At 73.6% G+C, this 25,785-nt stretch carries 22 protein-coding genes and 1 pseudogene; 19 read left to right on the forward strand and 4 right to left on the reverse strand.

The window, feature by feature from the left end; all coding sequences use genetic code 11:
- Positions 1–56 precede the first annotated feature (56 nt).
- Positions 57–995 (forward strand): homocysteine S-methyltransferase, encoded by a 939-nt coding sequence (gene mmuM / locus E4U92_RS06520; protein WP_137299281.1) that lies wholly within the window; start codon positions 57–59, stop codon positions 993–995.
- Between the two features lie 121 nt (positions 996–1,116).
- Here the strand turns inward: mmuM and E4U92_RS06525 are convergent, their stop codons facing one another.
- Positions 1,117–2,817, reverse strand: coding sequence for a carboxylesterase/lipase family protein (locus tag E4U92_RS06525; protein WP_137299282.1), 1,701 nt, complete (start codon positions 2,815–2,817; stop codon positions 1,117–1,119).
- A gap of 174 nt (positions 2,818–2,991) precedes the next feature.
- On the opposite strand from E4U92_RS06525, the gene E4U92_RS06530 reads away from it, so the two are divergent.
- The 3 genes from E4U92_RS06530 (at position 2,992) to E4U92_RS06540 (ending at position 8,219) form a co-directional block, all read left to right on the forward strand.
- The gene (locus E4U92_RS06530) at positions 2,992–4,005 is read left to right on the forward strand and encodes a hydroxyacid dehydrogenase (RefSeq protein ID WP_174863711.1); all 1,014 of its coding nucleotides are present in this window, start codon (positions 2,992–2,994) and stop codon (positions 4,003–4,005) included.
- 151 nt (positions 4,006–4,156) lie between these two features.
- Positions 4,157–6,466: a beta-L-arabinofuranosidase domain-containing protein gene (locus E4U92_RS06535; RefSeq protein ID WP_137299283.1), complete on the forward strand. Its 2,310-nt coding sequence runs from the start codon at positions 4,157–4,159 to the stop codon at positions 6,464–6,466.
- A gap of 310 nt (positions 6,467–6,776) precedes the next feature.
- Positions 6,777–8,219: an MFS transporter gene (locus E4U92_RS06540; protein ID WP_137299284.1), complete on the forward strand. Its 1,443-nt coding sequence runs from the start codon at positions 6,777–6,779 to the stop codon at positions 8,217–8,219.
- 186 nt (positions 8,220–8,405) lie between these two features.
- Here the strand turns inward: E4U92_RS06540 and E4U92_RS06545 are convergent, their stop codons facing one another.
- Positions 8,406–9,065, reverse strand: a complete 660-nt coding sequence (locus E4U92_RS06545; protein ID WP_137299285.1) for a ThuA domain-containing protein — start codon at positions 9,063–9,065, stop codon at positions 8,406–8,408.
- A gap of 115 nt (positions 9,066–9,180) precedes the next feature.
- Between E4U92_RS06545 and E4U92_RS06550 the strand changes: the two genes are divergently transcribed.
- Together E4U92_RS06550 and E4U92_RS06555 are read left to right on the forward strand one after the other, a co-directional pair.
- On the forward strand, positions 9,181–9,810 hold the full coding sequence (locus tag E4U92_RS06550) for a VOC family protein (RefSeq protein ID WP_137299286.1): 630 nt from the start codon (positions 9,181–9,183) through the stop codon (positions 9,808–9,810).
- Positions 9,811–9,935: 125 nt separating this feature from the next.
- A complete protein-coding gene (locus tag E4U92_RS06555) occupies positions 9,936–10,340 on the forward strand; it encodes a VOC family protein (RefSeq protein ID WP_137299287.1) in 405 nt (134 codons plus the stop codon).
- Here E4U92_RS06555 and E4U92_RS06560 read toward each other — a convergent pair.
- Positions 10,335–11,000 (reverse strand): annotated as a pseudogene (locus E4U92_RS06560) (helix-turn-helix domain-containing protein); the annotation flags it as partial. The gene E4U92_RS06555 and the pseudogene E4U92_RS06560 overlap by 6 nt on opposite strands.
- Before the next feature lie 634 nt (positions 11,001–11,634).
- Between E4U92_RS06560 and E4U92_RS06570 the strand changes: the two are divergent.
- From E4U92_RS06570 to E4U92_RS06580, 3 genes are all read left to right on the forward strand, one after another.
- Positions 11,635–12,915 carry a cation:proton antiporter gene (locus E4U92_RS06570; protein WP_137299288.1) on the forward strand — a complete coding sequence of 427 codons (1,281 nt, stop codon included), beginning with the start codon at positions 11,635–11,637 and terminating at the stop codon, positions 12,913–12,915.
- Between the two features lie 211 nt (positions 12,916–13,126).
- Positions 13,127–13,927, forward strand: a complete 801-nt coding sequence (locus E4U92_RS06575; RefSeq protein WP_137299289.1) for a GNAT family N-acetyltransferase — start codon at positions 13,127–13,129, stop codon at positions 13,925–13,927.
- A 90-nt stretch (positions 13,928–14,017) separates the two neighbouring features.
- Entirely contained in the window at positions 14,018–14,278 is a 261-nt protein-coding gene (locus tag E4U92_RS06580; protein WP_137299290.1) for a hypothetical protein, read from the forward strand.
- A gap of 137 nt (positions 14,279–14,415) precedes the next feature.
- On the opposite strand, the gene E4U92_RS06585 is transcribed toward E4U92_RS06580, so the two are convergent.
- The gene (locus tag E4U92_RS06585; RefSeq protein WP_137299291.1) at positions 14,416–15,600 is read right to left on the reverse strand and encodes a YihY/virulence factor BrkB family protein; all 1,185 of its coding nucleotides are present in this window, start codon (positions 15,598–15,600) and stop codon (positions 14,416–14,418) included.
- 171 nt (positions 15,601–15,771) lie between these two features.
- Between E4U92_RS06585 and E4U92_RS06590 the strand changes: the two genes are divergently transcribed.
- The 10 genes from E4U92_RS06590 to cysD all read left to right on the forward strand — a co-directional run bounded on the left by E4U92_RS06590 (position 15,772) and on the right by cysD (position 25,784).
- Positions 15,772–17,430 (forward strand): acyl-CoA dehydrogenase family protein, encoded by a 1,659-nt coding sequence (locus tag E4U92_RS06590; protein ID WP_137299292.1) that lies wholly within the window; start codon positions 15,772–15,774, stop codon positions 17,428–17,430.
- 357 nt (positions 17,431–17,787) lie between these two features.
- On the forward strand, positions 17,788–19,056 hold the full coding sequence (locus E4U92_RS06595) for a GAF domain-containing protein (protein WP_174863744.1): 1,269 nt from the start codon (positions 17,788–17,790) through the stop codon (positions 19,054–19,056).
- A 184-nt stretch (positions 19,057–19,240) separates the two neighbouring features.
- Positions 19,241–20,533, forward strand: a complete 1,293-nt coding sequence (locus E4U92_RS06600) for a hypothetical protein (protein WP_137299294.1) — start codon at positions 19,241–19,243, stop codon at positions 20,531–20,533.
- Between the two features lie 155 nt (positions 20,534–20,688).
- Positions 20,689–21,261 (forward strand): GNAT family N-acetyltransferase, encoded by a 573-nt coding sequence (locus E4U92_RS06605; protein ID WP_137299295.1) that lies wholly within the window; start codon positions 20,689–20,691, stop codon positions 21,259–21,261.
- 195 nt (positions 21,262–21,456) lie between these two features.
- Complete coding sequence (locus E4U92_RS37205) at positions 21,457–21,540, forward strand: putative leader peptide (RefSeq protein WP_310591794.1); 84 nt, start codon at positions 21,457–21,459, stop codon at positions 21,538–21,540.
- Between the two features lie 126 nt (positions 21,541–21,666).
- A complete protein-coding gene (locus tag E4U92_RS06610) occupies positions 21,667–23,367 on the forward strand; it encodes a nitrite/sulfite reductase (RefSeq protein WP_137299296.1) in 1,701 nt (566 codons plus the stop codon).
- Positions 23,364–23,582, forward strand: a complete 219-nt coding sequence (locus tag E4U92_RS36530) for a hypothetical protein (RefSeq protein WP_137299297.1) — start codon at positions 23,364–23,366, stop codon at positions 23,580–23,582. Before E4U92_RS06610 ends, E4U92_RS36530 begins: the two co-directional genes overlap by 4 nt.
- Positions 23,579–24,289: a phosphoadenylyl-sulfate reductase gene (locus tag E4U92_RS06620; RefSeq protein ID WP_137299298.1), complete on the forward strand. Its 711-nt coding sequence runs from the start codon at positions 23,579–23,581 to the stop codon at positions 24,287–24,289. The genes E4U92_RS36530 and E4U92_RS06620 overlap by 4 nt, the downstream gene beginning before the upstream one ends.
- Positions 24,286–24,849: an adenylyl-sulfate kinase gene (gene cysC, locus E4U92_RS06625; RefSeq protein ID WP_137299299.1), complete on the forward strand. Its 564-nt coding sequence runs from the start codon at positions 24,286–24,288 to the stop codon at positions 24,847–24,849. The genes E4U92_RS06620 and cysC overlap by 4 nt, the downstream gene beginning before the upstream one ends.
- Entirely contained in the window at positions 24,846–25,784 is a 939-nt protein-coding gene (cysD, locus tag E4U92_RS06630) for a sulfate adenylyltransferase subunit CysD (protein WP_137299300.1), read from the forward strand. Before cysC ends, cysD begins: the two co-directional genes overlap by 4 nt.
- The last annotated feature ends 1 nt before the right edge of the window (position 25,785 follow it).

Genomic DNA, 25,785 nt, shown 5'->3' on the forward strand with positions numbered 1-25,785 from the left:
ACCCGACACCGGGGGCTCTTTGCTGACGCTCCCCCTCTGTGGACTAGCGTCGGGTCATGACCAGCGACACCCGTTCCCCCGCCCCTTCCCCGCTCGCCGAGGCCCTCGCGGCCGGGGCCGTCGTCCTCGACGGAGGCCTGTCCAACCAGCTCGAGTCCGCCGGGCACGACCTGAGCGACGAGCTGTGGTCGGCCCGGCTGCTGGCGGAGCGGCCGGAAGCGATCACCGAGGCGCACCTCGCGTACTACCGCGCGGGTGCGAGCGTGGCCATCACGTCGAGCTACCAGGCCACCTTCGAGGGCTTCGCCAGGCGCGGGACCGGCCGGGAGGAAGCGGCGGGCCTGCTGCGGCTGAGCGTGGAGCTGGCCCGCGAGGCGGCCCGGCAGGCGCACGCCGGGGGCGTCACCCGCCCGCTGTGGACGGCCGCCTCGGTGGGCCCGTACGGGGCGATGCTCGCGGACGGCTCGGAGTACCGGGGCCGGTACGGGCTGAGCGTCGACGAGCTGGAGCGGTTCCACCGCCCCCGCCTGGAGGTACTGGCCGACGCCGGCCCCGACGTGCTGGCCCTGGAGACGGTGCCCGACGCGGACGAGGCGGCGGCGCTGCTGCGGGCGGTGCGCGGGCTGGGGGTGCCGGCCTGGCTGTCGTACACGGTCGACGGTGTGCGCACCCGCGCCGGACAGCCGCTGGAGGAGCCGTTCGGCCTCGCGGCCGACGCGGACGAGGTGATCGCGGTCGGGGTGAACTGCTGCGCCCCCGGCGACGTGGACCGGGCCGTCGGGATCGCGGCCCGGGTCACCGGGAAGCCGGTCGTCGTCTACCCGAACAGCGGCGAGGCTTGGGACGCGGAGGCACGCGCCTGGACGGGGCGTGCCAGCTTCACCTCGGAGCAGGTCCGCGGCTGGCGGGCGGCCGGGGCACGACTGGTCGGCGGGTGCTGCCGGGTGGGCCCGGAGGCGGTGACGTCGATCGCACGGACGCTGACGGCGGCGTAGGCAGGGCGCCTCACCGGGCGGGGCCGCACCGTGCCGAGCCAGGCGCGCGGGGAAGTGCGCGCCCGCCACGACGACGCCGCGGCGGCGGGACGGGCGGTACCGGCACGCCAGGTCGGCCCCGTCAGTGACGTCGCGCCGCCGTCACCCGGCGCAGTCGGCGCACCGCCGAGCGCAGCTCCGCACCGCGGGCGAGCCGGGCGGTCAGGAGGGCGGGCAGGGGGCCCGACGTGGGAGCGGGGTCGTCGGGGTCGGCCACGAGCTCCGAGACGGCCTGCGCCGCTGCGGCCGCCTGCGCTGGGGAGGCGGCCGTCTCACTGGAGGTCTCCCACAGCCGGAATTCAGCGTCCCGCAGACCGTGTGCGGTGTGCACCACCCCGGCGCCGCCGCTGTCGCTGCCGCCGCCGAAGACCCGTACGGGATGACGGTCGTCCCACGCCTGCCACCCGGGGTCGCCGGTCTCCGCGAACCGCACCCATGCCCCGTGCATCGCGTCGGCCAGTTCCTGCGGGGTGCCCTCCCCGGCGAGCTTCGCGGACTCCGGCGTGTCCCCGCTGTCGAAGACGAACCCGAGCTCCAGCCCGTGGCAGGCGCCGAGGTCGGGCAGCCGCGACGGCCAGGCGAACTCGTACACGTACGTCGGCCCGGGCCGGCCCTCGGCCAGGCGCTGCAAGGGCACCCGCAGCAGGTGGTCGGTGACCATCTGCCCGACGACCTCGGCGGTCCCGGCGCCGGGGTGCAGGGCGCGATAGCCGCGCGGCACCTCGTGGCCGCAGTGGCAGCGGGCCATGGCCCCGGCCAGGGCGAGCGCGCCGAGCCGGTCGACCCGCTCCAGCAGGCCGCCGGGGACCAGCCAGAGCCGGTACTCGTCGCGGGTCCAGCCCACCAGCAGGTCGGCGTCGCGGGCCACGTCGCCGGCGACCAGCGCCTCCAGGGGATCGCGCGGCACCAGGTCGCCGTCGGCCACGATGCCGAACGCCGGGCCGCCGAGCACGGGGCTGCTGAGCCGGCCGACCTCGGCCTGGGCGCGCAGCAGCACGTCACGGTCGACGGCGGCGAACGCCTCCGCGGTCGCGGGCACCTTCAGCCGGGCCGCCATCCGCCGCACCATGCGCCGCACCCTGTCCCGGTCGGAGGCCTCGGGCGGCCCGCTCTGCAGGACGGCGCGCCGGAACAGCCCCTGGGCTTGCGGCGCCGCGATGAGCGCGCCGGCGCTGATCGCCCCGGCGGACTGGCCGGCCAGGGTGACCCGGGCGGGGTCGCCGCCGAACGCCTCGATGGAGCGGTGCACCCACTCCAGGGCGGCGAGCTGGTCGCGCAGGCCGGGGTTGGCGGGGGCGTCGGGGAACAGGCCGTACCCCTCGACGCCCAGGCGGTAGTTGACCGAGACGCACACGACGCCGTCCCGGGCGAAGGCGTGGCCGTCGTAGACCGGGACGGCGGAGGACCCCCTGGTCAGGGCGCCCCCGTGCAGCCACACCAGGACGGGCAGCCGCGCGCCGCGCGAGGGTTCGGGGGTCCAGACGTTGAGGTTGAGGCAGTCGTCGCCGGGCACGTCGGGGTCGGAGAGGTACTTCCCGAACGCCTCGGAGTACGGCGGTTTCGGTGCCGTCGGCCCGAAGGAGCCGGCGTCGCGCACGCCGTCCCAGGGCTCGGGCGGCACGGGCGGGCGGAAACGGCGGGGCCCGAAGGGGGGAGCGGCGTAGGGGATGCCCCGGAAGACGGCCACGCCGCGCTCGTGGCGGCCGCGTACGGCCCCGTACGGGGTCCCCACGACGGGATCCGCCTGGGGTCTGGCCGCGAGGTCCGTCTGGTCTGCCGTCATGCGCCCACCAGCCCTTCGCCGTGCTCGCACGTGCACCGGTGACACCAGAGCACCACACCGGCCCCGGGTATTCCGCCCTGTCGAGCCGACGATCACGCGTTCCTTGACCGGGTTTCGACCGCACCCCTAGCCTGGAAAACGCTTTCCGCCGCTCCGTGCGCCCCTGGGAGGGTCATGCCCAGCGCCCCACTGCCCAGGGCCGTGTTCGCCATGGATCCCGTGCACCTCCCCCGGCTCTTCCCCGCGCCGCTCCTGGAGCGGCTGCGCCTGGCGGCCGACATCGACCCCGCCCTGGTCGTCCGGGATGTCGCCGACCCCGCCGTGGCGCCGGCGCTGTCCGCCGCGGACGTCCTGATCACCGGCTGGGGCTGCCCGCACCTGGGCGGCGCCCTGCTCGCCGCCGCGCCCCGGCTGCGCGCGGTCCTGCACGCGGCGGGCTCGGTCCGCTCCCTGGTCGGCGAGGCGCTCTGGCAGCGCGGGGTCGTGGTGTCCAGCGCGGTCGCCGGCAACGCGGTGCCCGTGGCGGAGTACACGCTGGCGATGATCCTGCTCGCCGGGAAGGACGTCTTCGCGCACCGCGAGCGGTACCGCCGCACGCACGCCCTGCCCACCCCCGCCGAGACGGCCGCCACCGGCAACCTGGGCCGCCGGGTCGGCGTCGTGGCGGCCTCCCGGGTGGGCCGCCGCCTGCTGGAACTGCTGCGCCCGCACGAGTTCGAGGTGCTGTTGCACGACCCGTACGTGGACGCAGCGGAGGCCAGCGCGCTCGGCGCGCGACTGGTCGGCCTGGACGAGCTGGTGCGGCGCAGCGACATCGTCACCCTGCACGCGCCGGACGTCCCCGAGACCCACCACCTGCTGGACCGGGCGCGGCTCGCCCTGCTGCGGGACGGTGGGGTGCTGATCAACACGTCCCGGGGTGCGCTGGTCGAACAGGCCGCGCTCGTCGACGAGTTGGTCTCCGGCCGCCTCCACGCGATCCTGGACGTCACCGACCCCGAGCCGTTGCCCGCCGGTTCCCCCCTCTACACCCTGCCCAACGTCGTCCTCACCCCTCACGTCGCCGGCTCCCTCGGCAACGAACTGGAGCGCCTCGGCCGCCTCGTGGTGGAGGAACTGGAACGCCTGGCCTCCGGCCACCCCTTGAGCCACGAGGTACGACGGGCGGAACTGTCCCGGCTGGCCTGAGGCGTTGACGCGCCCCTTCCCGCGCCCTATGGTCTCGTCGATCCTGCGAACGGCGTTCGAAATACAGAACAGCTCTCTTCCCGTCCTCACTCGAGCCCGAGCCGAGCGTCCGAGCCCGCACGTGAGCCGAGCCTGAGCCGAAAGGATCCCCATGTCCTCTTCCGTCAGCAGACGCCGCCTCCTCCAGCTCGCCGGGGCCGGCGCCGCCGCCGGTGCCGCCGGGCCGCTCCTGAGCGGCTCCCCCGCCCACGCGGCCGTACCGCCGGTCCGCCCCGACACCGGGGTGCTGGCCTCCCCCTTCGAACTGGGTCAGGTGAAGCTGACCGCGAGCCGATGGCTCGACAACCAGAACCGCACCCTGAGCTACCTCCGGTTCGTGGACGTCGACCGGCTGTTGTACACCTTCCGCGTCAACCACCGCCGGCCGACCGCAGGCGCGGCGCCGGTGGGCGGCTGGGAGGCGCCCGACTTCCCCTTCCGCAGCCATGTGCAGGGACACTTCCTCACCGCATGGGCGCAGGCGTACGCCGTCACGGGGGACACCGTCTGCCGGGACAAGGCCCTGTACATGGTCGCGGAACTGGCCAGGTGCCAGGCCGGCAACAGCAACGCGGGCTTCGGCGCCGGGTATCTGTCGGGCTACCCGGAGTCCGACTTCGCCGCACTGGAGGCGGGCACGCTGTCCAACGGGAACGTGCCGTACTACACGATCCACAAGACCCTCACCGGCCTGCTGGACGCATGGCGCCACCTCGGCAGCACACAGGCCCGCGACGTCCTGCTCGCCTTGGCGGACTGGGTCGACCGGCGCACCGCGCGGCTGAGCACGGCGCAGATGCAGGCCGTGCTGGGCACCGAGTTCGGCGGAATGAACGCCGTGCTGATCGATTGCTTCCGGCAGACCGGTGACACCCGCTGGCTCACCGCCGCCCAGCGCTTCGACCACGCCGCGGTGTTCGATCCGCTGGCGGCGGGCCAGGACCGGCTGGCCGGGCTGCACGCCAACACGCAGGTGCCGAAATGGATCGGGGCCGCCCGCGCGTACAAGGCGACGGGCACCACGCGCTACCGGGACATCGCCGCCAACGCCTGGAACATCTGCGTCGGTGCGCACACCTACGCCATCGGCGGCAACAGCCAGGCCGAGCACTTCCGCGCCCCGAACGCCATCGCCGGCTACCTCCGCCGGGACACCTGCGAGAGCTGCAACACCGTCAACATGCTGACGCTCACCCGGGAGTTGTTCACCCTCACCCCGGACCGGGCGGCCCTGTTCGACTACTACGAGCAGGCCTGGCTGAACCAGATGATCGGCCAGCAGAACCCGGCCGACCCCCACGGTCACGTCACGTACTTCACCCCGCTCGACCCCGGCGGTCGCCGAGGCGTGGGTCCGGCGTGGGGCGGCGGCACCTGGAGCACCGACTACACCACCTTCTGGTGCTGCCAGGGCACGGGCCTGGAGATGCACACCCGGCTGATGGACTCCGTCTACTTCCACGCCGGCACCACCCTGACGGTGAACCTGTTCGTGCCGTCGGTGCTCACCTGGACCGAGCGCGGCATCACCGTCACCCAGACCACGTCCTACCCGGCGAGCGACACCACGGCCCTGAGCGTGACCGGCTCCGTCGGCGGCACGTGGGCGATGCGCATCCGCATCCCCGGCTGGACCACCGGGGCCACCGTCAGCGTCAACGGCGCCGTACAGAACATCGCCACCACGCCCGGCAGCTACGCCACGCTGACCCGTGCCTGGACCTCCGGCGACACGGTCACCGTCCGCCTGCCCATGCGGACCGTCCTGCGGCCGGCCAACGACGACCCGAACGTGGCCGCGGTCACCTACGGTCCCGTCGTCCTGTCCGGGAACTACGGTGACACCGCGCTCGGGTCGCTGCCCGCGCTGGACCCGTCCTCGATCCGGCGGACCGGTTCCACCGCGCTCTCCTTCACCGCCACGGCGAACGGGGCGGCCGTCGCCCTGGGCCCCTTCCACGACGCCCAGGGCCACAACTACACCGTTCACTGGAACACCGGCGCTGCGTCGTCCGTCCGCCTCGCCAACGCCGCCAGCGGCCTCGTCCTCGGTGTCCAGGACATGTCCACCGCCGACGGCGGCCGCGCCCTGCAGTGGAGCGACTCGGGCACCGCCGACCACGACTGGCAGATGATCCCGGACGGCGACGCCGTACGCCTGCGCAACGCCCACAGCGGCAAGGTGCTCGGCGTGCGGGACATGTCGGCGGCGGACGGCGCGGCCGTCCTGCAGTGGTCGGACAACGGCACCGCCGACCACCGCTGGATCCTCCTCGACCAGGGCGACGGCACCTTCAAGATCCGCAACGTGAACAGCGGGAAGCTGCTCGGCGTGGAGAACGGCTCCACCTCGATCGGCGCCTTCGTGGTGCAGGCCCCGGACGACGGCACTGCCGACAACCGGTGGCGCGTCCTGCGCTAGGGGGTGTCTTGCCGATCAGGCCGGATCAGGGAGCGGCGTCTGGTGCCGTGCATCGCAAGGCGGAGGAGGGAGCCGATGCGGAGCATCGGCGACTGACGACAACGCGGCGAGGCGCGGCATCAGACGCCGCGAGCCCGGCCTGATCGGCAAGACACCCCCTAGCACCCGCGCCCGCACCCCACGACGCACGCGGCCGCGCCGCCGGATCGGGCGGCGCGGTGACGGCCCATAGATACCCCCCTGGGGTATGTTATGTTCTCGATGACAGATACCCCCTAGGGGTATGCCTGCTCTTCGAGAGGGAAAGGCAATGCCGACCGTCAGCGCCAAGCGCTGGTGGGCACTCGCCGTGCTCGCCACCGCCCAGTTCATGGTGATCATGGACACCTCGATCATCGGAGTCGCACTCCCGCAGATGCAGAAGGACCTCGGCTTCTCACAGGGCGAGCTGCAGTGGGTCTTCAACGCCTACGTCGTCGCCTTCGGCGGTCTGCTGCTCCTCGGCGGGCGGCTGTCCGACCTGCTGGGCGCACGCCGCGTGTTCACCGCCGGCTGGACCGTACTGATCGGTGGATCCGTCGTCGCGGCGGCCGCGCAGACCGCGTGGGTGGAAGTCGTCGGCCGTGCCGTCCAGGGCGTCGGCGGCGCACTGATCGCCCCGGCCGCGATGACCCTGCTGATGACGCTGTTCGCACACGACCCGAAGGAGCTCGGCAAGGCCATGGCCCTCTACGGCGCGGCGGCCCCGGCCGGCGGCACCGCGGGCGTCTTCCTCGGCGGCGTGTTCACCGAATGGCTCAGCTGGCCCTGGGTGTTCATCATCTACGTCCCCATCGGCGCCGCCACGCTCGCCGCGACCACGCTGCTCCCGTCCGTCGCCCCCCGTCGCGGAGCGCTCGACGTGCTGGGCGCAGCGGCCGTCACCGCCGGTCTCGCGCTCACGGTGTTCGCCGTGGTCCGCGCGCCGCAGACCGGCTGGGGCGCCACGCAGACGGTGCTCGAACTCGTCGGCGCCGCTGCTCTGCTGGTGCTGTTCCTCGTCCTCCAGAGGACCTCGCGCCAGCCGCTGATGCCGCTCGGCATCTGGCGCGTTCCGCGGCTGGGCTCGGCCAACTTGGCCATGACGCTGCTGGGCGCCGCGTGGATCCCGATGTGGTACTTCCTCAACCTCTACCTGCAGCAGGTCCTCGGTTACGGGGCGTTCGCCTCCGGAGCCGCCCTGCTGCCGATGACGCTGCTGCTCATGGTCTTCATGACCGCGATCACGGCCCGGCTGCTGGCGCGCCTGGGCGCCAAGCCGCTGATCGGCGGCGGCCTGCTCGTTCTCGCAGCCGGCCTGCTGTGGCTGTCGGCCGTCGAGCCGAGCGGCTCCTTCGCCGTCGACGTGCTGCCCGCCTCGCTGGTGGCGGCGCTGGGCATGGCGCTGGCGTACATCCCGGCCATGATGGCGGCCATGTCCGGGGCCCCGGCCGAACAGGCGGGCCTGGCCTCCGGCATCGTGAACACCACTTACCAGATCGGCTCCGCGCTCGGCCTGGCGGCACTGACCGCCCTGGCCACCTCCCGGGGCGCCGGCGCACTGGGTGACCTACCCGCCCTGACCGACGGCTTCAGCGCGGCCTTCACCGCGGCCGCCGTCATCGCCGCCGCCGGCGGACTCATCACACTCCTGACGATGCGCACCGAGAAGGCCGTAGCCGCTGCTGAGCGGAGCACCCCGTCCCACACACCGGCAGAGAGGACCGGGGTGTGAACCATGAGCCGTGACCACGCCGAGGAACGATGTCACGGCGCCGGCGGTCCGTCCGATCCCTCCGCGGGACGGGGCGGGCCGCCGGCGCCGTGGCATGACATGTCGGCGCCGGCGCCGGGCGCACGTCCGGGACGCCGCGCGGCCAGGGCTGCTCGGGGCCGGAGAAGGCGGCACGGGGGCTTCCCGTCAGGAGTCCTGCGGGGCGCCGCCCACCGCCCAGGCGAGGCCGCCCCGCACGTGGGCGAGGAAGTCGGGGTTCCGGTAGGCCGCGGCCGCGTGCCCGAGGGCGGTGTAGAAGACGCGTCCCGCGCCCTGTTCGCGCGTCCAGGCCAGGGGGTGGTCGTCGCCCATGCCGCCGCCCTCGTACGACGTCTCGTCGGCACGCAGCAACACCCGTACCCGGGCGCGGGGGTTGGTCCGGAAGTCGTACCACTCGTCGGTGAACTCCCAGACGGGGGGGAGGTTCCGGGTGGCCGGGTGGCCGGGGTCCTCCACGACGACCCTGCCCGGCTGGTACTCCGGGTGCCGGGCGAAGCGGGCGCCGAGCAGTTCGCCGTAGTACGGCCAGTCCTCCTCCGTGCAGGCCGCCGCGTGGACGCCGACGAAGGCGCCGCCGCCGTCGACGTACGCGGCGAGCCGGTCCCGGCCGGCGGGGGTGAGCACCTCGCCGCTGGTGGAGAGGAAGACGACCGCGGCGTAGGCGTCGAGGCGGGTCTCGAGGGCGGCTGGGTCCTCGGTGTGGTCGACCGTGACGCCGTCGAACGCGCGCAGCGCGGCGACGGCGTCCGGGATGGAGTCGTGGCGGTAGTCGGTGGTGCGGGTGTACACGAGCAGCCGGGCGGTCATGGCCCCGACCCTATGCCCCGGGTCGGCGCGGCTCACCGGCTGCACCGAGTTCACAGGGCGGACGATCTTGCGGAACGTCGGGGGCGTCGCGGGGCCGGCGCGTAGGCTCGGCGGGATGACGTCCTTCCCGGCGCACCTCGACCACATCGTCCTCGCGACACCCGATCTGGCCGCCACGGTCGCCGAGTTCACGCGGCGCACGGGTGTGGCGCCGGCGCCGGGAGGCGCGCACGTCGACCTCGGTACGCGCAACCACCTGGTCGGGCTGGGCGGACGTGCCTACCTGGAGATCATCGGACCCGACCCCGACCGGCCCGGCCCCTCCCGGAGCCGCCCCTTCGGCGTCGACGCGCTGCCGGCCGCGCGCACCCTCACCTGGGCGATCAGCCCGCCCGACCTGGACGCGGCCGTGGCGGCGGCGCGGGGGCAGGGGTACGACCCCGGGGACATCCGGGCGATGAGCCGGCGCCGGCCGGACGGGGTGCTGCTGGAGTGGCGGCTCACCGACGGGCCGCCGCTGCCGTGCGACCTGGCGCCGTTCCTCATCGACTGGGGCGCCGCCGCACACCCGACCGACTCGGGTCTCCCGGTCCTCCCGCTGCTGTCGTTCACGGCGACGGCGCCCGCCCCGCACGAGGTGCGCCCCTGCCTGACCGCGCTCGGCACCGACCTCACCGTGTCCCCCGGTCCCTGGGGGTTCTCCTTCACCGTGGACACCCCGAACGGCCCGGTCACGTTCGGCTGACCGCCGGACGGTGTCCGGACGCAAGGCCACTGCGGTCCCCCGCGGTCCTCCTCCGATCCGTCTGCCCCCGCCCGCTGTCCGTTTCGTTCAAGACCCGCTCCCCGTCCCCTGCCTACCGTGGCCCCATGACTTCACCGACTCCGCGTTTCGATGCCATCGGCCTGGTCGTCTCCGACATGGCCGCCTCCGTCGCCTTCTACCGGCGGCTCGGGTTCGCCTTCCCCGAGGGTGCCGAGCGGGAGCCGCACGCCGAGGCGGTGCTGCCCGGCGGGCTGCGGCTGCTGCTGGACACCGAGGACACCGTGCGGTCGTTCCACCCCGGGTGGCGGGCCCCGTCCGGCGGCGGGCGGGCCTCACTCGCCCTGCGCTGCGAGACGCCCGGTGAGGTGGACGCCGTCTACGAACAGCTCGTCGGCGCTGGCCACCACGGGGAGCTCAAGCCCTGGGACGCCTTCTGGGGCCAGCGGTACGCCGTCGTCCACGACCCGGACGGCAACGGCGTCGACCTGTTCGCGCCGCTCGCCCAGTAGCTCCGACGGCGTCCGGCCCGTCAACGCCCGTACGTCCCGCGCGAGATGAGCCTGGTCCGCGTAGCCGGCCCGCACCGCCGTCCCGGCCAGCGGCGCGCCCGCGCGGGCCAGCGCCAGCGCGCGCTGCAGGCGCAGGACGCGGGCCAGGGTCTTCGGGCCGTAGCCGAAACGGGCGAGGGAGGTCCGGTGCAACCGGCGTGCCCCGAAGCCGAGCTCGTCGGCCACGGCACCGACCGGACGGCCCGCGCCAAGGGCGGTGACCAGGCGGCGCAGCGCCGGGTCGGGCGGGGTCACACCGGGCAGCACCGCCTCCTCGAGGCCGGTCGCCGGGTCGGTCGCGGCCTCCACCGCGGCGCGCAGGCGCCGTACCCGGGCCGGGGGCCACAGGTCGGTCAGGTCCACGCGGCGGTCGCGCAGTGCGTGGGCCGGCACGCCGAGGAAGCCGGGCGCGGTGCCGGGGAAGAAGCGCAGACCCGCCCAGGAGGCGGGCGGCCCGTCGGGTACGTGGGCGCCGGTGTCGGGGCCGGCGACCAGGAGCCGGCCCTCGCTCCACATGAGGTCCATGCAGCCGTCGGGGAGCACCGCGCGCGGCTCCCGGCCGCTCGGCGCGGCCGTCCACAGGACCGCGCCCGGCAGCCGGGAGGGGCGTTCCGCGTACACGGACACCAGGCTACGCCGGGTGTACCGCGGGGGACCAAGGGCGGCACCCCATGTCCTGTCCGGCCAGGTGGGCCGGCACCGGGTTGGGGTCCTCGGCGGTGCTCAGCACGTACACGGTGCGGCTGCGCAGGGCAACGGCGGGTCTGGTTCCGGCACCGTTGGGGGCGGACGCCGGCAGCGCCGGGTCGTGGAGACCGCTCGCAAGGCGCGCGGCCTTCTCGACGGTGCGCTCGCCGCGCAGGCGCCAGGGCGCTGTCCGTGGCGGTCCCGGAGCTCGGCGCAGTCCTTGCCGTAGCGGTCGATCTCAAGCGCGCAGGGGCCACCGATCCTTCCTACTGAAGAGAAATATCGCGCCTCCTACCAGCACGATGAAACCGACGGTGAACCAGAGCGCCGATTGCCCGTCTCGCAGCAACGGCGGGGCAGACAGAGACCACATCATCGACACCCTTTCTTGGTGCGAGCACTCCGACATCATGCGCGGCTACTCCTTGCTGCAGCGACCCGGCCCAGCCAGGAGGTGGCCGCCACACCCGTTGTCCGATCATGGCGCTGCGCATCCGGGGTAGTCGGCCGGGGCGCCCAGCCGGGCACACGTGGTGATCCAGGGCGGCGGGAAGGGCGGGTCGTACCGATGACGAGCGCGGACGTGGTCTTCGCGTGGCTGGGGGTCGGGGCGTTGCTCGCCGCCGTTCTGCCCCGGGTCCTGGCCGGACGACCGCTGTCGATGCCGTTGGTCTTCCTGCTGTGCGGCATCGGCGTGTACCTGCTGCCCTTGCCGCTGCCCGTGGTCGACCCGGTGGGCGACCGGGTGGTGGCCGAGCATGTCACCGAGGTCGTGGTGATCATCTCGTTGATGGGTGCGGGGCTGGCGCTGAACCGGCCCGTCGGGTGGCGTCGGTGGGGCGCGACCTGGCGACTGCTGGGTGTCACCATGCCGTTGACGTTCCTGGTCACCGCGGCGGTCGCCTGGTGGCTGCTCGACTGGCCACCGGCCGCCGCGCTGCTGCTGGGGGCCGTCCTCGCGCCCACCGACCCGGTGCTCGCCTCGGAAGTACGGGTGGGCGAGCCCACGGACGACGAGGACGATGAGGACGAGGTGCGGTTCGCCCTCACCAGTGAGGCGGGTCTGAACGACGGCCTGGCGTTCCCGCTGACGTACGCGGCCGTGGGGCTGGCGGCCGCCGCGGGCAGCGGCTGGTCGGGCGAGTGGATCGGTCCCTGGGTGGCGGAGGACCTCGGTTACAAGTGTGCTGTCGGCGTGCTGGTCGGGCTGCTGATGGGCAAGCTGCTCGGCTGGCTGTTCTTCCGGACGCGCTCGAGGACGCTGCGACTGTCCCAGCACAGGGAGGGCTTCGTCGCGCTCGGCGCCACCTTCCTGACCTACGGAGTCACGGAGCTTGCCGGGGGGTACGGCTTCCTGTCCGTCTTCGTCACCGCCTGCGCCATCCGGGCCGCCGAGCGCGCCCACGGCTACCACAACGTCCTGCACGACTTCATGGAGCAGGTGGAACGCCTGCTGACCGCCACCGTGCTGTTCCTGCTGGGTGCCTTCATCGCGCGGGGCGGTCTGTCCGCTCTGACGTGGCGGGGCACGGTCGCCGCTTGCACGGTGCTGCTGGTGATCAGGCCGCTGGCGGGGTGGGCCGGACTGCTGCGCAGCCGCCTGGGAAGCCGGGAACGCTGGGTCGTCGCAGCGTTCGGCGTCCGCGGGATCGGCTCCTTGTACTACCTCGCCTACGCCTTGGGCCACGACGGTCCGGCTGTCCCGCAGCGTGAGCTGTGGGCCGTGGTGACGTTCACCGTGCTGGCCTCGGTGGTGCTGCACGGGATCACGGCAGGTCCGGTCATCGCCCGCCTCGACCGGCTTCGGGACGTGGAGCAGCCGCGCTCCGTTGCGCCTCCGCGACGGTGACCCGGTACGCAAAATCCTCCGGCTCGCCCTTGGGCAGGGCGTCTGTACGAAAACGTCCACAGGAGAACGGACGGCATCCCGAACGGCGATCCGCGGCGCGCCGCCGCCCCCGGTCGACGCCCTGGCCGGTACGTGTCCCCGTGCGGCCCGCCGGGCGGTGAACAGCGTGTACTGTCCGTCGACGCGCGCTGTCGACGACCTCGGGGGTCTCATGCACCGTCACGCCGACTCGGTCGAGTCGATGGAACAACTCGCCCTGGTCTGGCGGATCATGGTCCTCGACCGTGACCCGGGGGCCGATGTCCGCGACCTCCCGGGGATCGCGGTGCGCTGGGCCGACTGCCGGTTCGCGTTCTGGAACTGCCTCACGCTGACCGACGTCGGCGCGGACGCCCGGCTGGTGGAGCAGCGGCTCGGCGAGGCGGCGGAGGTGATGCGCGCCAAGCGGCGGCCGGGGTTCCTGTGGGTCTTCGAGGACCTCGTCGACGAGCCGGCCCGTGCCGGGCTCGACGAGGCCGCCGACGCGGCAGGGCTCGCCTACGCCTTCCCCGGCACCGGCATGGCGGCCGACCTGCCGTCCCTGCCTGAGCCGGCCCACGACGAGCTGACGTTCCGGCGCGTCACCGACGACGAGCTGCTGCGGGCCTACGCCGACCTCAATTCACGGGCCTACGGGTTCGATCCGGAGGACGGCCGTGACGGCCTGGCCGGGTCCACGCTGTGGAAGCGCGACGTCCACGCCTACCTGGGCCTGCGCGACGGCGTCCCCGTCACCTGCGCCGCCACGGTGGAGGCCGACGGACGCCTCTTCGTCGTCCTGGTCGCCACCGACCCGGACTGCGAACGCCGCGGCTACGGGGAGGCGGTGACCCGCAAGGCCCTCTACGAGGGTGCCCGGGCCACCGGCCTGACCCGAGCGACACTGCACGCGACGGCGGCGGGCGCACCCGTGTACCCGAGGATCGGCTTCGAGCCGAACTCCCCCATCCGCTTCTACGGGCTCAAGGGCTGACGGACAGCCGTCGGCAGTGTGCCGCTTTCCGCGCCGGGTATCCGGAACGCCTACGGAAAGTGCACCCTCACCACGCGGGAGGAACTGTCCATGTCGCGTCACGACGCGCCGCAGCACCACGGACTCGGCACACTGGAACCCGGCACCAGGCAGCGCGCCCAATTACCCTCCCGTATCGCCGACATCGCCTGGACCGCGCTGGCGGTGCTGGTGGCGCTGTGGGCGGTCTGGACCTCCGTCGGCGCGGTACGGGGAACGACCGCGTGGGCGTACTGCGCTGCCGCCTGGGTGCTGCTCGCCGTCGCCCTGACGATGCGGGTCTTCGCCGTTCGCCGTCGCACCAGGGGCTGAGCGCATACGACGACCGTGGCCTCCTGAGTGCTCCGGCCGCACCCTGCTGCGCCGGGGGCAGCCGGGAGGTCAGCGCCGGTGAGCGGGGGCGGGGCGTCCACGCGGCCAGGCAGACGTGCGCCCGGTGCGCGCTGGAGTCACTTCCCCGGAGCGGGGGGCTCCTCCCCGTGGTGCTGGTGCTGGTGGTGGTGCGGGTGCTTCGGGGCGGCCCGCGCGTGGGTGCGCAGGCGGCCGGTGACGTCCTCGGGGGGCAGGAAGCGGGACCAGCGCTCGGGGAACTCGGAGGGCATGTCCGGGTCGTCGGGGTCCTCGTGGGCGTGGGCCGCGGCGAGCCGGGCGACGTACTCGGCGGCCTCCTCCTGGCGCAGGCGCTCGTTGGCGGCGCGGGCCGCGGCGGTGGCGGCGGCCGGCCAGACGCGGTCGATGGCGGCGTTGACGGCGGCGCCGACCAGCACGGCGAACGCGGACACACCGATCCACAGCAGCACGGCGACCGCGGCGGCCAGGGAGCCGTAGATGGTGGCGCCCTCGATGGTGCTCTGCAGGTACAGGCGCAGCAGGAAGCTGCCGAGGACCCACATGGCGAGGGCGACGAGGGCGCCGGGCACGTCCTCGATCCAGGGCGAGCGCACGGGCACGGACACGTGGTAGAGCGTCGTCAGGAAGACGATGGACAGCACGATGACGACGGGCCAGTACAGGACCTGCACGACGGTCGTCGACCAGGGCAGGACGCGGACCACGGCGTCGGGTCCGGCGACCATCAGCGGCAGGGCGATCGAGCCGATCAGCAGCGCCACGGTGAACAGCGCGAAGGCCATGAGCCGGGTCTTGACGATGCCGCGCACGCCGTCGAGGCCGTACATCACGGTGATGGTGTCGATGAAGACGTTGACGGCGCGCGAGCCGGACCACAGGGCGAACAGGAAGCCGATCGAGATGACGTCGGGCCGGCCGCCCTTCATGACGTCGTCGAGGATCGGCTGGGCGATCTGGTGGACGCCCTTGTCGGACAGGACGGTGCGCGAGGCGTCGAGGATGTTGGTCTCGAGGCTGGTGATGGTGTCGGTGCCGGTCCAGTCGTCGACGTAGCCGAGCAGCCCGATCAGGCTGAGCAGCAGGGGCGGCACGGACAGCAGCGAGAAGAACGCGGCCTCGGCGGCGAGACCCAGGATGCGGTACTCGATGCAGGAGTTGACCGTGTCCTTCAGCAGCAGCCAGGCGGTACGCCGCTTGGAGACGTTCCGGTAGAGGGCACGCGCCCGGTGGAGACGCCCCGCGGGGCCCTCGGGTTGCTCGGGTGACTGACTTGCTGGCTGCACGTCCTAAAGGTATCCGCCGTACGAGGCTCCGCTCATCCCCGGCTCGGGCCGGGGACACCCCCCACCGGGGACGAGGCGGGACGAGGCGCGCGAGCAGGCCGGACCCGGTCCGGAGGGCCGCGGCTGTGTCGGGGCGGCCATGTCCGCAGTGCCCGGGGGTACGTTCGCGGTATGGCAGGCAGCACGCACACCGTGACCAACCAGCCCCCTCCCCTCGTCGGCCACGACGTCTACGGCGGCGACCGCGCCCTGGTGGAAGCGGTCGGACGACATCTCGACCCGGCGCTGCTCGACGAGGCGCGCGCGGAGTTGTCGGCCCTGGGCCGCGCCGCAGGGTCCGCGCAACTGCACGAGTGGGCCGAGCAGGCCGACCAGAACCCGCCCCGGCTGCGCACCCACGACCGCTACGGTCACCGCGTCGACGAGGTCGACTTCCACCCCGCCTGGCACCGGCTGCTCGGCAAGGGCGTCGGCGCGGGGCTCACGGCGGCCTGGGTGCGGCCGGGCGGCCACGTGCGGCGGGCGGCCGCGTTCCTGGTGTGGACGCAGGTCGACGCCGGCACCTGCTGCCCGCTGTCGATGACCCACGCGGCGGTGCCCGCGCTGCGCACCGACCCCGCGCTGGCGGCCGAGTGGGAGCCGCGGCTGACGTCCACGCTCTACGAGCGCGAGCTGCGCCCGGCCCGGCTGAAGGCGGGGGCGCTGTTCGGGATGGGCATGACCGAGAAGCAGGGCGGCAGCGACGTACGGGCCAACGCCACGGTGGCGCGGCCGCTCGCCGAGGACGGGACGTACGAGCTGACCGGGCACAAGTGGTTCTGCTCGGCGCCCATGTCGGACGGCTTCCTGGTGCTGGCGCAGGCGGCGGACGCGGCGGGCGCGGCCCGCGAGGACGCGCTGACCTGTTTCCTGGTGCCGCGGGTGCTGGAGGACGGCACGCGCAACCCGTTCCTGGTCCAGCGGCTGAAGGACAAGCTCGGCAACCGGTCGAACGCCTCGGCGGAGGTCGAGTTCGACGGGACGTGGGCGCGCCGGGTCGGTGAGGAGGGGCGCGGGGTGCGCACCATCATCGACATGGTCGCGGCGACCCGGCTGGACTGCGCGCTCGGTTCGGCAGGGCTGATGCGGCAGGCGGTCACCCAGGCCGTGCACCACTGCCTCCACCGCGAGGCGTTCGGCGGGAAGCTCGTCGACAAGCCGCTGATGCGCAACGTTCTGGCCGATCTCGCGCTGGAGTCGGAGGCAGCGACGACGCTGGCGCTGCGGCTCGCGGCCGCCTACGACGACGGGGGCGAGCAGGAGCGGGCGCTGCTGCGGATCGCGGTGCCGGCGGCGAAGTACTGGATCACCAAGCGGTGTGCGCCGGTGGTGGTGGAGGCCGCCGAGTGCCTGGGCGGCAACGGGTACGTCGAGGAGTCGGGCCTGCCCCGGCTGGTGCGGGAGTCGCCGCTGAACTCGGTCTGGGAGGGCGCGGGCAACGTGCAGGCGCTGGACCTGCTGCGGGCGCTGCGCCGGGAGCCGCGGGCGCTGGACGCCTACCTGGAGGAGGTCGGGAGGGCGCGCGGCGCGGACCACCGGCTGGACGCGGCGATCAAGGACCTGCTGACGGACCTGGCCGACCTGGGTGGCATCGAGGCGCGCGCCCGGCGGCTCGCGGAGCGGTTCGCGCTGGTGCTGCAGGGGTCGCTGCTCGTCCGGTTCGCGCCGCCGCAGGTCGCCGACGCGTTCTGCGCGGCGCGGCTGGGCGGGGACGGGGGCGCGGCCTTCGGCACGCTGCCGGCGACGCTGGACCTGGCGGCGGTGGTGGACCGGGCCCGGCCGTCGGCCTGACCGGCCGCTCGGTCTCGTTCCGAGACGGGTACAGGTGAGCGGGGGTGGTGCTGCGCCGACACGGCACCACCCCCGCCGCAATGGCCCTGCGAGGCCAGGAACGCCGCTCGGGACGGCGTAGGTCAATTTTCAAACAGTCCCGTGGGGGTCCACCAGGGTTGCAGGGGGTTGCAACTCGGACGGGCAGAGTGACCGGAGTGTGCCCCTCCGTCACGGCGGAGCGGCAGTATTGAGGAGGATGAGACGGCGAGCGGGACCGCAGGGCGTCGGTCGGCCGGACCGGCACCCCGCGGTCCGCTCGTTCTTCCTCAGGTTTCCGCAGGTCCTTTCCGGGAGGCCCCAGTGGCGAACTCGCCGATGAACGTGGCGCAGCTCGCGGCCGTCGACGCCGCACGCGCGGCGCGGGTGCTCAACGAGGTGCGGGAGGCCCGGCTGGCCGGCCAGCGGGCGCGGGTGGCGCCCCGCCCGGTGATCGAGCAGTCCTGGGACCGGTTGCTGCGCAGCGGGGTCGATCCGGAGCACGACTTCCGCTCGGGGCTGCTCAGCTCCGACGAGGTGCGCCGGCGGCGGGAGGAGTCGCCGCTGAAGGAGGTGCTGCCGGTGCTGCGCGAGGGGCTGCTGTCGGTGGCGGACGTGGCCCACCACATCATGGTGGTCGCGGACCAGGACGGCCGGGTGCTGTGGCGGGAGGGCTGCACACCGGTGCTGCGCAAGGCGGACGGGCTGGGGTTCGAGCTGGGCGCGGACTGGCGCGAGGACGTGGTCGGCACCAACGGTGTGGGCACGCCGGCGGTGGTGCGCCGGCCCGTGCAGGTGTTCGCCGCCGAGCACTTCGTGCGCTCGCACGCCAGCTGGACGTGCGCGGGCGCGCCCATCACCGACCCGCGCGACGGGCGGCTGATCGGCGTGGTGGACGTCAGCGGGCCGCTGGAGACGATGCACCCGGCCACCCTGGCCTGGGTGGACTCGGTGGCGAAGCTGGCCGAGGCGCGGTTGCGCGAACGACACCTGACCGCGCTGGAGCGGTTGCGCGCGGTGGCGGCGCCGGTGCTGGCACGGCTGACCGGGCGGGCGGCGGTGGTGGACCGGGACGGCTGGACGGCGGCCGTGACGGGGATGCCGTACACGAACCGGATCACGCTGCCCAAGTCGTGCACGCCGGGCCGCAGATGGCTGCCGGCGCTGGGGCTGTGCGCGCTGGAGCCGCTGGACGGGGGCTGGCTGGTGCGGGCGGTGGACGAGCCGTCGCCGCCGGGCAGCACGCGGATCGTGCTGGACCTGACGCGGCCGCGCCGCTGGTCGGTGACGGTGTCCGGCAGCGCGGGGGCGTGGAGCCACGAACTGAGCCCGCGGCACGCGGAGTTGCTCTACCTGCTGGCGGTGCACCGGGGTGGGCGCAGCGCGTCCGGGCTGGCCGAGGACATGTTCGGGGACCCGGGGCGCACGGTGACGGTACGGGCGGAGATGTCGCGGGTGCGGCGGTATCTCGGGGGGTTCCTGGAGCATCGGCCGTATCGTTTCTGCGAGGACGCGGAGGTCGAGGTGCTGCTGCCCGACGACCCGCGGGACCTGTTGCCGCACTCCACGGCGCCGGCGGTGGCCGGCACCCGGGGCACGGGTCCGTGATGCCGTCGCCGGGCGTCCGATCCATACCGGAAAACGCATGATCGTGGGGCATCTTCCCACGATCTGCCGGGTCTTCCTCCCCTGCACGTGTCACCTGCCGTAGCATCCCGGTACGGGCCACCCCACCTGCTCCTCGGTCAACGTACGGATCGACGGGCGCAGTTGGCTCGCCTCGGGAGGACGAATGAAGCAACGGGGCCGACACCGCCGGCGCAGGCGCGGCAGGGCGCTGCGGGCGTTCCTGGCCGGAACCGCTCTCGCGCTCACCGCGGCCGCCACCATGATCAGCGCGTCCCAGGCCACGGTCACGGACGATCCCGGGGCGCTTCAACCACTGGCCCGGCACGCCGTGGCCCGCCAGGCGCGGCTGACCGAGGAGGCGGTCCCCCCGGGGTCCCTGGACCGGCTGACCGCCGCGATGGGTGCGCCGGTGGGCGTGGGCGACGTCCTCGCCGACGCGGACCGCACGCTGCGCCCCGCCCCCGACTGCACGCCGGGCGAGCGCCGGGCGCTGCCCGTGGCCCCGGCGGCCACGCGCGCGTACTGCTGGGACGGCGACGACACCCGCGGCTGGCAGCCGGGCGCGGTCACCACCTCCGGCGACGCGGACGACGACGGCCTGTGGGGCGCGCACCGCGTCGTGCTGTCCGGCTGGTCCGCCCCGGACCGCACGACGGGCGGCGGGCGGCTGGCCCGGGTCGCCTTCGTCGACGCGGACGACCCCGGCCGCCTCACCTACACCTGGGTGCTGCTGGCGGTCCCGGTGGAGGGCGGCCTGGACTACCGGGCGCTCGCCTCGCACGTCTCCGGGATGGTCTGGTACGGCAACCGGCTGCTGGTCACCGCCGACGACGGGGACCGGGCCGGGCTGTACGTGTTCGACCTGAACCGCATCGAGCGGGCCGGCGTGACGGGCGGGGCGGTGGGCCGGGTGCCCGGCGGCTGGTCGGCCCACGGCGAGCGCTACGTCCTGCCCGCCGTGGCCGCCTACCGGCCGGCCGGTGGCCCGGACGCGCCGCGGCCCGCCGCGCTCTCCCTGGACCGCAGCACCACCCCCGACAGCCTGGTCGCGGCCGAGTGGACGCTGCCCGGCAGTGGCCGGCACGCCCGCCTGTGGCGTTACTCCTTGAGCCCGCTGCCCCAGCGGGCGGGCCTGCTCAGCACGGACGCGGCCGGGCGCGCGGAGCCGACTGGGGCGTACGAGACACGCGCGAGCGGCGTGCGGGGCGTGCTCGCGCGCGGGGGCACCTGGTACGTGACGCGGCCGGCCGGCTCCGGGGACGAGCGGGGCACGCTGTGGCGGCAGGACGTGGACGGGGCGCGCGCCGCACGGTGCGGCGACGAGGACACGCACCGGTGCTGGAGCGAGAGCACGCCGTCGCTGTCGTACTGGCAGGAGACCGGCGAGGTGTGGACCCAGTCGGGCCGGGTGCTGTTCGCCCTGCCGCTGGCCGCGCTCGACGACACGGCGAAGTAGCCGGGGCGGACCCGCGGTCCGCATGCCGGGACCGCTGTCCACGGACGGCGGGCCGGCCTGCGGGCGCGCCGTCCCTCGGGCCCGGCCCGCGGGGCCGCGACCGGCGGCGATGCCCCGGTGGACGGGCTCGCCGGTCGGATGATTCCCTGTGCGGCATGACCAACATCCCCGTGACCACCTGGTCCCTGGAGCAGACCGCCCCGAGCGACCTGCTGCCGGCCGACGCGCCCGACGGCGACGTGCGGATCGTGCGGGCCGAGGTGCCCTCCCCCGAGTTCAGCCGCTTCCTGTACGCGTCCGTGGGCGGGGACATCCAGTGGGTGGACCGGCTGGGCTGGACGTACGCGCGGTGGCGCGAGCACCTGGAGCGGCCGGGGGTCGAGACGTGGGTCGCCTACGACCGGGGCACGCCCGCGGGGTACGTGGAGCTGGGCCCGCAGGACGACGGGGTCGTCGAGATCGAGTACTTCGGGCTGATCCCCGCCTTCCGCGGCCGGCGGATCGGCGGCCACCTGCTGGCGTACGGCACCGCCCGCGCCTGGGACCTGGCGGAGCGCTGGCCGGGGCTGGCGCGGACCAAGCGGGTGTGGCTGCACACCTGCAGCAGGGACGGCGAGCACGCCCTGGCCAATTACCAGCGGCGCGGTTTCCGGCTGTTCGACACCGAGGTGAAGGAGGAGGCCGAGGTGGCCACGCCGGGTCCGTGGCCCGGCGCGTACCCGGCCTGACCTGCGTCCGCGCGCCGCGCGCACACGCGCGGGGCGCCCTCGCTCCCCCTCTCCCATACCGGGTCTGACCTGGGCGGACAAGCCCCGCGACGGACCGTGTGATCGAGGCCACCCTTGTCTCGCCAGGCGAGACCCAGGTGTCCGCATGGCGGACGAAGCTGGACTGTGTCCATTTCGCCGTGCCACGCTTCCGTCATGTCCGGAACTGGAATTGCCTTGGTGAGTCGACGCCACGTCGACCTCGGCCGCATGTCCAGCGCCATCTGTCCGGCCCGCTGACGTCTCCAGCACTCCCGGCACCCCTCGCCTCCCCGCCCCCGTGCGCAACGGCGCGCACGCATGCCCCCGTGCGCCCCTACGCACAGGTCAGAAGCGCATTCCGCCTGTCCCGAAGGACGATTCACCATGGCCGCCAGCCCCCAGAACCCCGCCGCCTCCGGGCCCCGCCGCAAGGTGAGCCGTCACCGCGGCGAGGGTCAGTGGGCCGCGGGTCACTTCACCCCGCTGAACGGCAACGAGCAGTTCAAGAAGGACGACGACGGTCTCAACGTGCGGACACGCATTGAGACGATCTACTCCAAGCGCGGCTTCGACTCGATCGACCCCAACGACCTGCGCGGCCGGATGCGCTGGTGGGGCCTGTACACCCAGCGCCGCCCCGGGATCGACGGCGGCAAGACCGCCGTGCTGGAGCCGGAGGAGCTCGACGACCGCTACTTCATGCTGCGGGTGCGCATCGACGCCGGAGCGCTCACCACCCGGCAGCTGCGCGTCATCGGCGAGGTCTCGCAGGAGTTCGCGCGCGGCACCGCCGACATCACCGACCGGCAGAACGTCCAGTACCACTGGATCCGCATCGAGGACGTCCCGGAGATCTGGCAGCGGCTGGAGGCCGTGGGCCTGTCCACGGTGACCGCCTGCGGCGACACCCCGCGCGTGATGATCGGCTCCCCCGTGGCCGGCATCGCCGAGGACGAGATCATCGACGCCACGCCGGCGCTGGAGGAGATGAAGCGCCGCGTCCTGAACAACCCCGCGTACTCGAACCTCCCCCGCAAGTTCAAGACGGCCATCTCCGGTTCGCCGCTGCTGGACGTGGTGCACGAGATCAACGACGTGGCGTTCGTCGGCGTACGGCACCCCGAGCACGGCCCCGGCTTCGACCTGTGGGTCGGCGGCGGGCTGTCCACCAACCCCAAGCTGGGCGTCCGGCTCGGCGCCTGGGTGCCGATCGAGGACGTGCCCGACGTCTACGAGGGCGTCATCTCGATCTTCCGCGACTACGGCTACCGCCGCCTGCGCAACCGCGCCCGGCTGAAGTTCCTGGTCGCCGACTGGGGCGCCGAGAAGTTCCGGCAGGTGCTGGAGGACGAGTACCTCGGCGGGCGCAGGCTGACCGACGGGCCCGCGCCCGAGCAGCCCGTGCAGCAGTGGCGCGACCACATCGGCGTGCACCGCCAGAAGGACGGCCGGTTCTACGTCGGGTTCGCCCCGCGCGTCGGCCGCGTCGACGGCGCCACGCTGACCAAGATCGCCGACCTGGCGGAGGCGCACGGCTCGGGCCGGGTGCGCACCACCGTCGAGCAGAAGATGATCGTCCTCGACGTCGAGCAGGACCAGGTCGACTCGCTGGTCGAGGGGCTGGAGGCGCTGGACCTCACCGCCCGGCCGTCCACGTTCCGGCGCGGCACCATGGCCTGCACCGGCATCGAGTTCTGCAAGCTCGCCATCGTCGAGACCAAGCAGCGCGGGTCCACGCTCATCGACGAACTCGAGCGCCGGCTCCCGGACTTCGACGAGCCGCTCACCATCAACCTCAACGGCTGCCCCAACGCCTGCGCCCGTATCCAGGTGGCGGACATCGGTCTCAAGGGCCAGCTCGTCCTCGACGACGAGGGCAGGCAGGTCGAGGGCTACCAGGTGCACCTGGGCGGCGCGCTCGGCCTGGAGGCCGGCTTCGGCCGCAAGGTGCGCGGCCTGAAGGTCACCGCGGACGAACTGCCCGACTACATCGAGCGGGTGCTGACGCGGTTCCGGGCGGAGCGCCAGGAGGGCGAGCGGTTCGCCGCCTGGACGGCCCGTGCCTCCGAGGAGGCCCTGTCGTGAGCGAACGCGCGGCCCCCTTCCACTGCCCCTACTGCGGCGACGAGGACCTGCGTCCGCACGAGGCCGCATGGGGGTCCCCCCGCGCGAGCGCAGCCGAGCGTGGGGGAGGCGCCTGGGAATGCGCGGCGTGCAACCGCGCATTCCAGCTGAAGTTCCTCGGGCTGCTCGCCCGGGGACTCCGGCGAGCCGAGGACAACGGAGGCGACGACATATGACGACGGCTCAGGACGCCCGTACCGACGCGGAGTTGAAGGCCCTCGCCGAGCAGGCGGGCCGCGACCTGGAGGACGCCAGCGCGCTGGAGATCCTCCAGTGGGCGGTGGACACCTTCGGCAAGGAGTTCTGCGTCACCTCCTCGATGGAGGACGCGGTGGTCGCGCACCTCGCGTCCCGCGTGCTCAAGGGCGTGGACGTGGTGTTCCTCGACACCGGCTACCACTTCGAGGAGACCATCGGCACCCGTGACGCGGTGGCGGCCGTGATGGACGTCAACGTCATCACCCTCACGCCCCGGCAGACGGTCGCCGAACAGGACGCCCAGTACGGCCCGAAGCTGCACGACCGCGACCCCGACCTGTGCTGCCGGCTGCGCAAGGTGCAGCCGCTGGAGGAGGGGCTGAAGGGCTACCGGGCGTGGGCGACCGGCCTGCGCCGCGACGAGTCGCCGACCCGGGCGAACACCCCGGTGGTCGGCTGGGACGACAAGCGCCGGAAGGTCAAGGTCTCCCCCATCGCCCGCTGGACCCAGGACGACGTGGACGCCTACGTCGCCGAGCACGGGGTGCTGACCAACCCGCTGCTGACGGACGGCTACGCCTCCATCGGCTGCGCCCCCTGCACCCGCCGGGTCCTCGAGGGCGAGGACGCGCGCGCCGGCCGCTGGGCCGGCCGGGGCAAGACCGAGTGCGGACTGCACGGATGACGACCAACCCCCAGGAGACTGACGTGACGAGCGGAGCCACCGTCTGGCTCACGGGTCTGCCGAGCGCCGGCAAGACCACCATCGCGTACGAGCTGGCCGGCCGACTGCGCGCCGAGGGCCACCGGGTGGAGGTGCTCGACGGCGACGAGATCCGCGAGTTCATCTCGGCGGGCCTCGGCTTCAGCCGCGAGGACCGGCACACCAACGTGCAGCGCATCGGTTTCGTCGCCGAACTGCTCGCCCGCAACGGGGTGAAGGTGCTCGTCCCCGTCATCGCTCCGTACGCGGACAGCCGGGACGCGGTGCGCAAGCGGCACGAGGCGAACGGCACGACGTACCTGGAGGTCCACGTGGCCACGCCCGTCGAGGTGTGCTCCGTGCGGGACGTCAAGGGCCTGTACGCCAAGCAGGCGGCGGGCGAGCTGTCGGGCCTGACGGGCGTCGACGACCCGTACGAGGAGCCCGAGGCGCCCGATCTGCGGATCGAGTCGCAGAACCAGACCGTGCAGGAGTCCGCCGCGTCGGTGCACGCCCTGCTGACCGAGAGGGGACTGGCGTGACGACCGTCGCCACCACCGCCCACGAGGGCACGGGCAGCCCGTACGCCCTGTCGCACCTGGACGCGCTCGAGTCGGAAGCGGTGCACATCTTCCGTGAGGTGGCGGGCGAGTTCGAGAACCCGGTGATCCTCTTCTCCGGCGGCAAGGACTCCATCGTCATGCTGCACCTGGCGCTGAAGGCGTTCACGCCCGCGCCGGTGCCCTTCTCGCTGCTGCACGTCGACACCGGGCACAACTTCCCCGAGGTCCTCGAGTACCGCGACCGCACCGTGGAGCGGCACCGGCTGCGCCTGCACGTGGCGTCCGTGCAGGACTACATCGACCGCGGGGTGCTCAAGGAGCGTCCCGACGGCACCCGCAACCCGCTGCAGACGCTGCCGCTGACGGAGAAGATCCAGGCCGAGAAGTTCGACGCCGTCTTCGGCGGCGGCCGCCGCGACGAGGAGAAGGCCCGCGCCAAGGAACGCGTCTTCTCCCTGCGCGACGAGTTCTCCCAGTGGGACCCGCGCCGCCAGCGCCCCGAGCTGTGGAACCTCTACAACGGCCGCCACGCGCCCGGCGAGCACGTCCGCGTCTTCCCGCTGTCCAACTGGACCGAGCTGGACGTCTGGCAGTACATCGCCCGCGAGGGCATCGAGCTGCCGCAGATCTACTTCGCGCACGAGCGTGAGGTGTTCCAGCGGGCCGGGATGTGGCTGACGGCCGGCGAGTGGGGCGGCCCGAAGGACGGCGAGACCGTCGAGAAGCGCCTGGTGCGCTACCGCACGGTCGGTGACATGTCCTGCACGGGCGCGGTCGACTCGGACGCCACCACGCTGGACGCCGTGATCGCCGAGATCGCCGCCTCGCGGCTCACCGAGCGCGGCGCCACCCGGGCCGACGACAAGCTCTCCGAGGCCGCGATGGAAGACCGCAAGCGCGAGGGGTACTTCTAAC

Source organism: Streptomyces galbus, from assembly GCF_005280195.1.
GTDB classification, from domain to species: domain Bacteria; phylum Actinomycetota; class Actinomycetes; order Streptomycetales; family Streptomycetaceae; genus Streptomyces; species Streptomyces galbus.